This window comes from Acinetobacter larvae, from assembly GCF_001704115.1.
Classification (GTDB): Bacteria; Pseudomonadota; Gammaproteobacteria; order Pseudomonadales; family Moraxellaceae; genus Acinetobacter; species Acinetobacter larvae.
Map to the genome: position 1 here is coordinate 879894 of NZ_CP016895.1, position 13804 is coordinate 893697.

At 38.5% G+C, this 13804-nt stretch carries 12 protein-coding genes and 1 riboswitch; of the genes, 3 read left to right on the top strand and 9 right to left on the bottom strand.

The genetic code is table 11. The annotated features are described in order from the left end of the window. Window positions 1-63: 63 nt before the first annotated feature. A complete protein-coding gene (locus BFG52_RS03930) occupies window positions 64-480 on the top strand; it encodes an integrase arm-type DNA-binding domain-containing protein (protein ID WP_067552893.1) in 417 nt (138 codons plus the stop codon). Between the two features lie 39 nt (window positions 481-519). Here BFG52_RS03930 and BFG52_RS16760 read toward each other — a convergent pair. After that, window positions 520-1652 (bottom strand): IS3 family transposase gene (locus BFG52_RS16760; RefSeq protein ID WP_407639234.1). Its coding sequence is split into 2 segments (ribosomal slippage): window positions 520-1355 and window positions 1355-1652, totalling 1134 coding nucleotides; the frame shifts between segments, so codons are not numbered across the junction. A gap of 49 nt (window positions 1653-1701) precedes the next feature. Then, window positions 1702-2250 carry a hypothetical protein gene (locus BFG52_RS03945; protein WP_067552895.1) on the bottom strand — a complete coding sequence of 183 codons (549 nt, stop codon included), beginning with the start codon at window positions 2248-2250 and terminating at the stop codon, window positions 1702-1704. Window positions 2251-2695: 445 nt separating this feature from the next. Between BFG52_RS03945 and BFG52_RS03950 the strand changes: the two genes are divergently transcribed. Together BFG52_RS03950 and BFG52_RS03955 are read left to right on the top strand one after the other, a co-directional pair. Beyond that, a complete protein-coding gene (locus BFG52_RS03950) occupies window positions 2696-3196 on the top strand; it encodes a hypothetical protein (RefSeq protein ID WP_067552897.1) in 501 nt (166 codons plus the stop codon). A gap of 190 nt (window positions 3197-3386) precedes the next feature. Then, a complete protein-coding gene (locus BFG52_RS03955; RefSeq protein WP_067552899.1) occupies window positions 3387-4778 on the top strand; it encodes a methylenetetrahydrofolate reductase C-terminal domain-containing protein in 1392 nt (463 codons plus the stop codon). A 53-nt stretch (window positions 4779-4831) separates the two neighbouring features. Here BFG52_RS03955 and BFG52_RS03960 read toward each other — a convergent pair whose 3' ends face one another. From BFG52_RS03960 to gatC, 7 genes are all read right to left on the bottom strand, one after another. Further along, the gene (locus BFG52_RS03960; RefSeq protein WP_081408612.1) at window positions 4832-7699 is read right to left on the bottom strand and encodes a TonB-dependent receptor domain-containing protein; all 2868 of its coding nucleotides are present in this window, start codon (window positions 7697-7699) and stop codon (window positions 4832-4834) included. A gap of 318 nt (window positions 7700-8017) precedes the next feature. After that, the gene (gene xseB / locus BFG52_RS03965; RefSeq protein ID WP_067552901.1) at window positions 8018-8227 is read right to left on the bottom strand and encodes an exodeoxyribonuclease VII small subunit; all 210 of its coding nucleotides are present in this window, start codon (window positions 8225-8227) and stop codon (window positions 8018-8020) included. Continuing rightward, window positions 8224-9498 (bottom strand): exodeoxyribonuclease VII large subunit, encoded by a 1275-nt coding sequence (gene xseA / locus BFG52_RS03970; RefSeq protein WP_067552903.1) that lies wholly within the window; start codon window positions 9496-9498, stop codon window positions 8224-8226. Before xseA ends, xseB begins: the two co-directional genes overlap by 4 nt. Before the next feature lie 134 nt (window positions 9499-9632). Continuing rightward, entirely contained in the window at window positions 9633-10013 is a 381-nt protein-coding gene (crcB, locus tag BFG52_RS03975) for a fluoride efflux transporter CrcB (protein ID WP_067552905.1), read from the bottom strand. Window positions 10014-10148: 135 nt separating this feature from the next. Next, window positions 10149-10215: riboswitch (Fluoride riboswitch) on the bottom strand. 179 nt (window positions 10216-10394) lie between these two features. After that, a complete protein-coding gene (gene gatB / locus BFG52_RS03980; RefSeq protein WP_067552907.1) occupies window positions 10395-11861 on the bottom strand; it encodes an Asp-tRNA(Asn)/Glu-tRNA(Gln) amidotransferase subunit GatB in 1467 nt (488 codons plus the stop codon). After that, entirely contained in the window at window positions 11861-13339 is a 1479-nt protein-coding gene (gatA, locus tag BFG52_RS03985) for an Asp-tRNA(Asn)/Glu-tRNA(Gln) amidotransferase subunit GatA (RefSeq protein ID WP_067552909.1), read from the bottom strand. The genes gatB and gatA overlap by 1 nt, the downstream gene beginning before the upstream one ends. Window positions 13340-13390: 51 nt before the next feature. Beyond that, complete coding sequence (gene gatC, locus BFG52_RS03990; protein WP_067552911.1) at window positions 13391-13705, bottom strand: Asp-tRNA(Asn)/Glu-tRNA(Gln) amidotransferase subunit GatC; 315 nt, start codon at window positions 13703-13705, stop codon at window positions 13391-13393. Between the last annotated feature and the right edge of the window lie 99 nt (window positions 13706-13804).

The window sequence follows — 13804 nt, forward strand, 5'->3', positions numbered from 1 at the left end:
ACGCAATGATGCATTACAGGTTGCGTTACAAATAATTTTGTACTCCATGGTGTAACGCAAAAAATGCCAAAAAAAGTAATTTCGCTTACAGATAGCAAAATCAAAGCATTTCTTCGAGAGATAAAATCTAGCAATCCCAATGGCTTAGATAAAGATATTCGTCTTAGTGATAGGGATGGTTTGAATCTTCTAATCCGCAAAAACGGTACTGTAATGTGGCGTTTTGACTATACGCGACCAATCTCTAAAAAAAGAAATACAATGTCTATCGGCATTTATCCCGAAATTAGTTTAGCCAAGGCTCGCGAATATAAAGATCAATTCCGTGCATTGGTTGCCCAAGGCAAAGACCCGCAGCAAGAAAAGCTAGGTATAGAAGAAAAAGAACGCATCAAGCAGGAAAATACTTTTAAAGTTGTTGCTGAGCTTTATAAGAGCAAACAAAAGTTAGCACCGGCAGCGGTGGCTCCGATGTTTTGAACAACTAAAAGTCTTTTTATAAGTGATATTCTGCTTTAGTTAAGCTACCTGTTTTTGTTTAGGTAACTGGTCATAGTAAAACTCATTCGGTGTTAATTTGTCTAGACTCGAATGAGGTCGTTTGTGATTATAAAAATCAATGTACAGCTTTAATTGGCATCTTGCATCAGCAACATTGCTGTACGCCTTGAGATAAACCTCCTCATATTTAACACTTCGCCATAAGCGTTCAACCATGACATTATCTATCCAATGGCCTTTGCCATCCATACTGATTTTAATCTCATGTGTTGTAAGAACACTGATAAATGCATCACTGGTGAATTGACTCCCTTGATCCGTATTAAATATTTCTGGAGCACCATATTTTTGAATAGCTTCATTTAAAGCCTCAATACAAAAATCTGACTCCATGCTAATCGATACTCGATGTGCCAACACTTTACGACTGTGCCAGTCTAAAATCGCGCATAAGTACACAAATCCTTTCGCCATTGGGATATAGGTGATGTCGGTTGCCCAGACCTGATTGCTATGCGTAATTTCAAGCCCCCTAAGTAAATAAGGGTACTTTCGATGAGCCTTATTTGGCTTACTCAAATTAGGCTTGCGATACAGCACACGTATCCCCATTTTTTTCATCAGTGTCCGAGTATGACGTCGGCCAATATGATGACCTTCTCCTCGCAATAGATCACGCATCATTCGGCTCCCTGCAAAGGGGTACATGAGATGTAACTCATCAATACGACGCATCAGCTTTAAATCTAAATCGCTTGTTGGTTTAGGGCGGTAGTAATAGCTACCACGAGAGACCTTCAGTAACTTGGCTTGCCTAGTCACTGAAAGCTGCTGTGAATCGTCTATTAACTTTTATGGTTGAAGCGGCCCAGTTTCTTCAACACACTTTCTAAAAAATCAATTTCCAAAGCTTGTTCACCAATTTTAGCATGTAGCTTTTTTAAATCGACTTGCGGCTCTGTGTCCTTTTTAGGGTTTGCAAAGGCTTGTGCTGACGCAGCGATGAGTTGATTCTTCCAGTCTATAATTTGGTTCTGATGAATATCAAAGTCAGCACTTAGCTCAGCAAGTGTTTTTTCGCCTTTGATTGCAGCAAGTGCTACCTTTGCTTTAAAGTCATCTGAATGATTTCTTCTTGGTCTACGCGCCATGAAATGCTCCATTTTTAGATGTTTCCCACATCGTTTAGGGAGCAGTTTATCACTTATACGTGTTGTTCAAATTTCCTGGGCCACTTCTGGCATTTTTTTTTCCATCAGTTTGATTAGTACCTCTATAAACATTATCAATAATTTCCTTATTTGAAATTATTAATGGAGCAGATAAAGTTCTAGGTTTATCAGTAATTTCTAATTTCCAACCTAATGTAAAATATGCATCTGTAGGATTATTTTTAGGCTTAGTGTAAATAATAGTTTGCGATTGAAATCTTGAGATTATGGGATTGATAGAACGAATTAATATTGTTTGCCAATTGGGACCAAGAAGAGTTAATGCCGCATCTGCTGTTAGCTTATTTCCATAAAATTCAGCATTTGATTTTTTTACTGAAATCTTTAAATTTTCTTGTAAATTAAGATCTTTTGAGTTTTTAAATGAAACAAAAATATCAGTTTTACATTCACCACCACCCCGTAAAGACGGTTTACATGCTTTAATTTGGTCGTAAATAATTCCGTTCCAAAGTAAAGAATCTGTATTGTTAAAAAGCTTGATTATTTGATCTTCTAAATCTTTATATGAAGGCATATACCTTACCCTTGTATGAAAATAATAAGTTTAAGGTAATTCACTAGTGATTGTCGAAAATTGAATTTAACAATTAAATAATGTGAGTTCGACACAAAAAGAGTAGAGAAAAAGCCTTAATGTTTGTAACTTATTGGTTATCAATGTAAAAAACAAAAAACATAGCTTTCTATCGACTATATTACCGAAGTATTATTACCGAAGTATTCTGTTAAAGTGGATGATTTTTTACAAAATATTTAATGAATCTTTAGATAAAGCTCTTAGTTATTTTTGATTTTCTAGAGATAGATTTTTAATTTTATTTGATTCTTTGCGCATCTCTTTACATTAAAACTGCACATATTGTTGCGATAAGATTACATAAACAAATTTTGTTATTACAAGATGCTTTTAAGAATTAATATAAAATCCCATCAATTTTTTAACTTTATATTGACTATTTATGGGCTTAAATATTGATTGGGGTGCTATAGCAACACTCTTTGCTGCATTTATTGCTTCGGCTACAGCTTTGTATATTTCAAATCAATGGAATAATCAAAAAGGACGCGAAGTTGTTGCTGATGAGTCTAAACATGCGATTAAAGACTTACTAGAACTTATAAAGATTGCTTATTTCATCCGAGCGAGTGAGTATAATATATTAGAGTACGAATCCAATTTTAATCGTTTTAAAGGATTAGCAGAAACAATCTCATTGAGTATCTTATACTTAGATGACAGTGTGGACATGAAAAATTTAGCGATAAGCTACCAACATTTATTTAGTGTTGTCGATAGGATTATCGCTTTAAAAAATAGTGATCATTGGAATGACCAACATCCAGAGTTTCTTGCAGAAATCGATTTGACAGTTGAACAGCTTAAAACTGAGGCAATGAACGTTATTAATATTTTGGGACCATACTCAGCATATAGAGTCGAGTTTAAGTTTAAGTACTAATGTCCTATAGCATCGTTGCTGACTTTTAGCGGTATTTTTCAAAAGAGTCATTTCTATGGAATAATAATGCGAAGTTCTGTATGATTTGCACGCGCCGTGTGGTTGTTATTTACATGGTGCGTGCTTTTATTTTATCTACGTCTTTAATCAAATCCATCTACCTAATAGACGATTGGGTCTATGATCATATATGTCGTTATTGGCTACTTGTTTTGCTCAGCAACAATTCTGTGTATTGATTGAGCATTTATGTTCACAAAAAAAGCAATTTGCAGTGAGTAGGCATTTCGCTGGCTTTCCTGCAGTAATGACTTTGGCCGATCGTGTACAACATGATGATGATCCTGCGCCTTTAAGTTGTAGTACCAATTATCCCGCCGAGGTTGAGAAAGTACTGCATTATTCAGGTAAGGACCGTGATATTGTTGATTTACAGCAATTTCTGCAAGAAGCTGAGCAAGCAGGACAGCAGAATATTTTATTTTTGACGGGTGATAAGCTAAAACAGCATCATTCAGGTCATGAGGGTTATCCACGAACCCGTTATTTAGAATCTGTGAATGCCATAATGGCAGCGAAACAATATGGTGGATTTTATATTGGGGCCGCAGTAAACCCTTTTAAGTACACTCAGGCAGAGCAAGATGCACAGTATTATAAATTGCATAAGAAAATAAAAGCTGGTGCGGATTTTTTTATTACTCAATTAGGATTTGATTTAAGTGCATTAAAAAAGTTACAAATATTTATGCAGCAGAATTACCCCAAACACGCTTTATTGACCTGCATTATGCCATTAACGGCAGCACGGGCTCATTTTATGCATCGTGAAAAAGTTGCGGGTATTGTGATTAGCTCTTATATATTGGATTTTTTAGCACAAGAAAAAGCCTTAGGTTATTCTGAACGCGTCTATATGCGTTGTGCTTTACAGATATTGATTTGCAAAGCTTGGGGTTTGGCGGGTGTGCATTTATCGGCTTGTCATACAGCAAAAGAACAGCAGATATTGGCACATTATTTAGACTGTTATCGCTCTATGCCTTTATCTGAATGTTTGGCATTGTGGTATGCATTATGGCAGATACCGAATGATCGCTTATTGCAGCCCAAGGTTCCTTGTTATGCGCGCCCAGCATCGTCTACTGAGATTATTCAATATCAAAAATTCAAACTAATTCATAGAGTATTATTTCAAACTAAATTTAGCCAAGGCATAGGATATTTCATTTTTAAGCGTAAATTTTGGGATCGTACATTGGCGAATAAAATTTTATTAAAAGTTGAACATATGACCAAGCATCATGCTGTAGGGTGTGAAAGCTGTGGGCAATGTCGTTTAGAAGAGACTTTATATATTTGCCCTGAAACTTGCCCAAAAGGATTGGCCAATGGACCTTGTGGGGGAACTTATTTAGATCGTTGTGAGTTTGGTGATCGTGAATGCATACATTCGCGTAAAGCGCGTTTGGCTAAAGCTATTCTGGCAGAAGATATATTGAGCGAAAAAATAATTGCTACTGTACCGAAAAAAATACGCGGTAGCAGTTCTTGGAAAAACTGGTACCGCATAGAATATTAAATGATTGCTATGTAAATATTGATCACTGAATGATAGATTAAATAGTGATCAACTTAGAATCTAAATTTAAAGTTGAGATAATATTGACGACCTAATGGGTCAGAATACTCACTTAAATAATCGCTGTTCGACATGTCTAGCGTATAGTCATTGAATAGATTGTGAATACCGAAAGTTATCTCAGCCGAATCCATTGCTTTAACCTGTGGTATTTTAAATTTAGCACGGGCAAAGACATCATGATAAATCTGACGACCAATCTTAAGTTCAGTATTTTTTTCGCCAGTTTGATTGAGGATCGCATTGGCATTCATCAATTTATATGCATCATAGAATTGACTAGACCAACCAAATCCCCAAACATCGGTAGCTTGTAAGAATACTGATGCATTGGCACGGTGTTTTAACGGGGCACTACTAACACCTGCACCGACTGTGCCAACAAAATCTTTTTCAGGTGTTTTTAGATTCTGCTGTTGGCGATATTCATCTGTATAAGTATAACCAAGATTTAATGTGGTTTGCCCAAGGAAGCTATCAAACCAATAGTTAATATTGGTATCAACCCCACTCGTAGTTAAACCCAAGGCATTAAAGTTGGTGGTATTGATCGTATATTTACCATCTTTGTCGATGCTAACGCGACCAGGGAATTGATCTTGATGATCTAATACATACTGCGCATCGATAGATGCAATATTATTGGTTTTCTTGATTTTAAAATAGTCAACAGAAACACGTAAATTAGGAATTACATCGGGAGTCACAATAATACCAGCATTATAACTTTTGGACTTTTCTGGGGTGATATTCGGGTCACCGCCAGTGATTGCTGTATATTCGGTAATATTTTTCCCTGTTTTGGGATCTGTCAAGGTTGTGCTGGTTGCTGCACCTTGTGATGGAATAGCTAGCTGTGAGGTAGTTGGGGTAATAAAGCCTTCACTATATGAGGCACGCAGCATAATCTGTTCATTGGGAGCAAAGCGGAAACCAATGGTTGGTGTAGTGGCATCAAAGGTAGATTTACCTGTATTTTGCATGCCTTTATAAATATCGTTATAACCTGTTTCAGGATTAATTGTTCCTGCATACTGCGGAATACTTGACTGTACATCGAAGCGTTCATAACGTGTTGCCAGTTGTACATCAAACAAATGCGCAAAACGCCATCCCATTTCTGGTGAAATAAATGGGATATTCAATTCACCATATAAACTGGTCGTATTTGATTTAGTTTCTGTACCCAGTACATTGGGGTTGTCAACATGCGAATAATCACCAAAACCATTTCCTTCACTACGACGATGTTCAACCCCTGTAGCAAGATTAATTTTTCCTGCATACCATGTGGCAACAGGTCCTGTACCACGTAAACTAAAGTCATGCAAAGTTTGTTTGGTATGGGTAATCGGGTAATTCCAATAACGATTAATCACATCAGTGCTATTACTGGTGCTATCTTTAATGAGGTCAATTAAGCCTGCATTTAAGTCATTTTCCCATGCAACAGCATTTGGGTTCTTGCTCCCACGTCTTGGGTATTGAATACGTATATCGGTCTCACTCCAAGAATAATCTCCTGAGATTAACCATTCTGGCGTAACATCAAAGGTAAAGCCTGTAGCAACGCGCTTATTGGTGGTTTTAAATGTGCTGAGTTGGTTATTAATATCTTGCCAACGTACTGGATAATTTACTAAGACATCTTTACCAAAGGGGTTATTGGGGTTGAGTTGATTGGTATTTACCCATTTCCCATCAGCATTTTTTTCACGGATATGCCCATAAATTGTTGCTGTGCCATAACCGTGTGGTGAAGTAAGAGCTTTACCTTCTTCTTTCGCATAATTTGCTTCTAAGAAAAGATTTAAGCGATCGCTAAAATCACGATTAATTGATAGCCCAAATGATTCATTATTGGTTTTATCTATTAGTGGAATACTGCTGCTTACAGCACTCATTTGATCACTAATATCGGTATTATAACCTTGTTGAAGATTTGCTAAATTACCATCCCAGCCTTTGGGAATATGTGCAGTTGCACCAAGTCCTGGGGTTAAAGCTGAACCATCTACCGATTTAATATTGACTAAGCTTCCTGCAGGAGGATTACCAAGCGCAGAGGAGTTATTTTTAGAAATTAAATCACGCCCCATGGCTTGCCATTTGGTATTGCTATTTGACAGTGCATCTTGATCTCTTTTGGAGGCAGAAAGCATGACGTTGGTGCGCCCACCTTCTAGCGCAAAGCCTGTCACAATATTGGCTGATTTAACCGCTTGTTGATCTTTTACTGTATTACCATATCGAACATCAATTTCACTGCCAACATAATCACGACGTAAAATTACGTTGATTACGCCGCCGACAGCACCACTACCATAGATGGCTGCTGCAGAAGTTGGGAGTATTTCAATTCTTTCAATCGCCGCCATTGGAATATTATCTAGGTTGGGCTGATTGGTGGCTTCCGATGAACCACGACTGCCGACACCAGCAGAACGTCGCCCATTAATAAGAATAAGCGTTTGGTTGGTCCCTAAACCACGTAAATTAATTTGACTAGATGAACCGGTAAAATAACCTGAACCCGATGGCGCAGACATGGAGAGCACTTTGGTCAATAATTCTGAAACGGTGGTTACACCAGCATTCTCAATTTTGGTTCGATCAATGACGGTATAAGGCTGTGCATCATCTTCACTACGTGGAATATCCATGTTACCAGACTTATACGCGACTAATGCTTTGTCTGCCTCAAGTTGTATGGTTGGGAGTTGCGGTGCATCTTCTGCAAATGCTGCAGAACTTAGCATAATGAACAGAATAGACGTAGAGAGTGCAGATTTAGTGAGCGCACTTTGATGCGTAGAGGTGTCTACTGAAGGGGACGGAAATTTAAACTTATGATTGTTCATAATAAATCCATGATTTGGTATTTAAACGCCTGAAAGTCACATAAGATACAATACTAATAAATAAAATGATAATCATTCTCCTTATTATTTACATATTTGTATTTTTTAACAATACTGTAAACTTAATTTTAATCTGTTGTAATTAAAAAGATTTTTTTATTATTTTTGAGACATATTTTTTTTCATGCTGATAAGTTAGGTCAAAGCAGGAGAGGTTGTAAGTTACTCAAAGAGTGTATGTTGAATAGAGACAGGCTGCTGCTATTCAGCGTATAGTTGCTGAACAGCAGCATATATATTTATGAAAATATTGTTGTTTTATTTCTCGGCATCGTCATCATCTTGAAAACTTTGTTCTAGCGCAATCTGTACGGCATCTATGCGATGTTTACAAGATTTATAAGCACGCATCGACTCTTCAACCACAGTGATGAGTTGGTCTATATCGGGTTGTTCTTGAGTTTCCAATAATTCAGCATTTCTTTTAAGAATGGTATAGGCTTCTTTAAAGCTTAGTTCATCTGTCATATTGGCATTACCTTTTGAATTTTTGCTTGAATTTCACCGTCATATAATTCAACAGTGATGTCTTGTGCATGCTTTAAGTCTAATTGAAGTATAGGTTGAACACGGGCGAGAGGACGTTGTTGATAGCGTACAATAGCATAGCCTTTGCGTAAAACATCTTTAGGATTTTGCAATAAACTTTCACGTAATAATCCATCTATTTCACGACGGGCAGTTTTGACGTGTTGCTTGGCAAAATAATAGCTATTATTTTTTAAACTCAAAATGTGTTGTCGTTGTTGCTTAAGTTGTTGCTGTGCGATGCTTTGTGTCAGTTTAATATATTGTAGGCTCTGTTGCTGATAAAATGCCAATCGCTGTTGCGATAAAGTTTTAACTTGCTGCATAAAATAAGCACAGTACTGACAGCGCTCAATAATATAATCGCGTATGGCTACAATGACTTTACTTGGGGTATCAAAACTACGGTGTGCTATTTCATCTAAAATGGTTCGATCTTTTTCATGCCCGATACCGACCCAAATGGGTACTGTTCGTTTGCAAAGCAGTGTAGCAAGTGCATAATCATTTAAATAAGCTAAGTCATTGACGGCGCCACCACCACGAATAATCACAATAAGATCGGGTGCCTGATGAAAATCTTCAGCCCACTGTTTTAATGCTGCCGCCAAGTTTTGCATAATACTCTGTGCGGCATGTTGACCTTGAAATGTTGCACTTTGATAGACAAAACGACATAAACCCAGTTGTTCTAATTTTTGTGCATCTTTTTTAAAATCACCTAAACCAGCGGCATTTTCTGGGGCAATGACCAAGACATTTTCAATATTAAAAGGCATCGCCAATTGTTTGTTACGGTCAAGTAAATGGTCTTGTTTGAGTTGCGCCACGATTTGTTGGTAGCGCTGTGCCAGATCACCTAAACTAAAAGCACTATCAATTTCTTCAATATTTAAACTAAAGCCATATTGGGGCTCAAAACGTGCTTTAACTAAAATTAAAACATTTAAATCTTTGGCGAGTTCGATCTGTGTTTCACGTTGAAACTTTAAAATCATATCGCGTTTAGATTTCCATATGGTGGCACGGCAGTTGGCAATCACCTGATCTGTTTGCAGATCTTTTTCTGCTAATTCTAAATAATAATGCCCTGATTTTATATTGAGGTTTCTAATTTCAGCTTTAACCCAAATCCCTTCTTGAAATGTCAGGTGGACGACTTCTTTAACTAGACTCAAATATTGGCTGAGCGTAAGTTGTTGTTCTGACATAATCATCACATGTTGTTTTTTTTAATAGTACGATAGGCAAAGCAAAACTGCAAACTTTCGCAAAAGTTTACAGCTTATGAGGTTCTTTTGGCTTAAATTTTTTATACTATACTAAGTGCTTATATTAAAATAGCCTAAGCATGATGAAGCAATTGGTAGCTATAAATGCCAATGATGGTAAAGAGTAATGAGCCTAAGACGTGAATAAAAATAAGACCAATCGCATAATCAAATTTGGCATTTTGCAGTAGAGCAACGACTTCAATAGAAAAGGTTGAGAAAGTCGTTAAGCTACCGCAGAAGCCAGTAACCAAACATAGTTTTGCATTTGGACTTAATTGGCTATTGGCAAAAAATGAAACAGCAAAGCCAATAATAAATGCACCAATCAGATTGACCAATACCGTGCCAAAGGGAATAGATTCAAAAGTACTGTTATAGCGTAAACTGATAAACCAACGTAACCAAGCGCCGAATACTGAACCAATTGCAATAGAACTTAATGCATAGAACATGATTTATTGCTCCATGACCAATTGACGATGAAGGTGATCAGCGCAGAAAGTTTGTGTGAATTGCATGCAATGACTCCTATATCAAATATATGGAATAAATAATACAGAGCACGCAACTACGTACTCTGCAATGAGAGTAACGTAGGCATCATTAGCCAAAAAGGCGGTTTGTAATCGGAGGAATACCATCTCCTTAGAATGTAAAATATATTAAAACGAAATTTCAAAATAGCAATGATTATTTTAAGATGCTCTTGCATTAATTTTTAGGGTGCTGTCTAAGGGTACTGTTGCAGCACGCAGTATATTCATACTGCGTGCTGCGGCTTGAGAATAACGCTATTCAGTCACTATTATGGTAATGACTATAGCTATAAATGATTATGCCAATAATTGTTTTAACAATTGATTGACTTGCGCTGGGTTCGCTTTACCACGTGAAGCTTTCATGACTTGTCCAACCAAACCATTAAAGGCTTTTTCTTTACCTGCTTTATATTCTTCAACCATTTTTTCATTGGCAGCAAGTACGTCTTTAATGATGGCTTCAATCGCAGCGCTATCGGTTTCTTGTTTTAAGCCTTTGTCTTGAATAATATCATCCGCTGATTGCCCTTCAGCTTCCCACATAAAGCCAAAAACTTGTTTTGCGATCTTACCACTAATGGTATTGTCGATTATACGCGCGACCAAGCCACCCAGTTGTTGTGCTGAAATAGGGCTGTCTTGAATGTCTAGACCAGCTTTATTGAGTGCAGCAGAGAATTCACCCATTACCCAGTTTGCAGCAATTTTGGCATGTGCGGCACCGCCTGCTGCGGCAACTACTGTTTCAAAAAAGTCAGCAATTTCACGAGATAATGTGAGTACATGCGCATCATATTCAGTCACATGATAATCGCTCATAAAACGTTGTCGTCTTGCCGTTGGCAGTTCTGGCAATTGTGCTCGGATTGCTGCAATTTGCGCATCAGAAATAATCACGGGTAGCAGATCAGGGTCTGGGAAATAGCGATAATCGTTGGCTTCTTCTTTGGAACGCATGGAGCGCGTTTCCATTTTGTTGGCATCAAACAAACGTGTTTCTTGGTCGATTTTGCCGCCGCTTTCCAAAATATCCATTTGTCTTTCAATTTCAACTTGAATGGCTTTTTCAATGAAACGGAAAGAGTTAATATTTTTGAGCTCGCAACGGGTACCAAAAGGCTGCCCTGGGCGGCGTAGCGAGACGTTACAGTCACAACGGAAAGAACCTTCCGCCATATTCCCGTCTGAAATGCCTAACCAACGGACTAAACCATGGATCGCTTTGACATAAGCAACCGCTTCTTCAACTGAACGCATATCTGGTTCAGAAACAATTTCTAAAAGCGGGGTGCCAGCACGGTTTAAATCGATACCGGTCATGCCTACAAAGTCTTCGTGTAGCGATTTACCCGCATCTTCTTCTAAGTGCGCACGGGTGATACCGATACGTTTGCTACGACCATCTTCTAATTGAATATCAATGTGCCCAATTCCGACAATTGGTCGGTCCATTTGACTGATTTGATAGCCTTTAGGTGAGTCTGGATAGAAATAGTTTTTACGGGCGAATACAGAAGCTTGATCAATATAGGCATCTACACCTAGACCAAAACGAATCGCTAAATCCACAACGGCTTGGTTGAGTACAGGCAGTACACCCGGCATGGCTAAATCGACAAGACTCGCTTGCGTATTGGGGTCTTGACCGAATTCAGTCGAAGAACCTGAAAAGATTTTAGATTGCGTGAGTAGTTGCGTATGAATCTCTAAACCAATGACTACTTCCCAACCATCAATTAATTTGGATTGTTGTTCAGCCATTATGCATTCTCCTCGGCAATAGCAGGGCGTTGTGTATGCCAGTCGGTGCTTTGTTGATATTGATGTACAACAGAAAGTAATTGGGCTTCTTGCCAATAATTGCCAATCAGTTGTAAGCCAACAGGGAGCTGTTGTGCATCAAAACCAACAGGGGCATTAATCGCTGGTAGACCAGCAAGGTTCACTGCAATGGTATAAATGTCACCCAAATACATTGCTACTGGGTCTAACGATGCACCGAGTTTATAGGCTGTTGTTGGTGCCGCAGGTGCAGCAATCACATCAACATTTTCAAATGCTTTGAGGAAATCTTGTTGGATCAAACGACGAACTTTCTGCGCTTTGACATAATAAGCATCATAGTAACCTGCAGACAGGGCATAGGTCCCAATTAAGATACGGCGTTGTACTTCGGCACCAAAAGCTTCTGAACGTGAACGTTCATATAAATCTTTTAAATCCACAGGATTGTCACAACGATAGCCATAACGAACACCATCATAACGTGACAAGTTGGAAGATGCTTCAGCGGGCGCAATCAGATAATAAGTCGGTACGTAGCTGTCAATCATGCTAAGGTCGATTTCGATGAGTTCTGCACCCAAATCTTTTAATTGTTGTAAGGCTTGTTCTGTACGCGCTTTTACGTCGGCTGCAAGACCATCAACACTAAAATATTGTTTTGGAATACCAATACGCAAGCCTTTTAGCTGAGTAGAGTTTAGCTGCGCGACGTAGTCATCAACAGGCACCTCCATAGAGGTTGAATCTTTGTCATCATGACCTGCCATCACGTTCATCAAATATGCGCAGTCTTCTGCTGAGCGCGCCATTGGACCAGCTTGGTCGAGTGATGATGCAAAGGCCACGATTCCAAAACGTGAAACACGACCATAAGTTGGTTTTAATCCAGTTAAACCACAGAATGATGCTGGTTGACGGATAGACCCACCGGTATCTGTACCTGTGGCCAAAGGTGCCAGATCTGCTGCAATCACGGCAGCAGAGCCACCTGAAGAACCACCAGGAACATGTTCTAAGTTCCAAGGGTTACGCGTTGCGCCATAATAAGAACTTTCTGAGGTTGAGCCCATAGCGAACTCATCCATATTGACTTTACCCAGTGTCACAAGACCGGCAGCTTTGGTTTTTTCAACCACAGTTGCATCGTAAGGGGAGATAAAGTTGTCGAGCATTTTCGAGCCAGCAGAGGTTTTGATGCCCTTGGTGCAGAAAATATCTTTATGTGCCAGCGGAATACCAGTTAATTGACCAGCTTGGTCATTTTTGCGTAGGGTATCTGCTGCATCTGCTTCGGCTAATGCAAGTTCTGAGCAAACGCTAATATAGGCTTTGACTTGTGGATCTATTTTAGCAATACGGTCTAAATAATGTTGCGTCAATTCGCGTGAAGAAAATTGTGCTTTTTGCAATCCTTCTGACATTTCACGAATAGAGAGGCGATGTAAATCAGTCATATGTACAATTCTTTACGATTAAATTCAAAATAAAAATTAACTGATTAAATATCATTCAATTACGCGAGGAACGAGATATAAACCATCTTGAACAGCGGGTGCAATTGCTTGATATTCGTCACGATGATTGGTTTCGGTTACGATATCGGCGCGTTGCGGTTGAGCATGGTCAAACGGGCTTTTTAAAGGTTCAACCTGTTCGGTATCAATTGCTTTCAAGCTTTCCATCATCTCTAAGATTTTGTTTAAGCTTTGAGCATATTCGGCAGATTGCAAATCATTCAGTGATAAGCGTGCCAGTCCAGCAATATTTGAAACAGTTTCTGCATTAAGCTGCGCAGAATGCTGTGCATCTGATGTTGACATAAGGTCTCGCCTAGTTAGTATCAAAAAAAATCAAAATATCATAGGTTATAATAAGCGATTGACTTGTTCAAATCATCACATTTAGTTAAAGTTGCCATC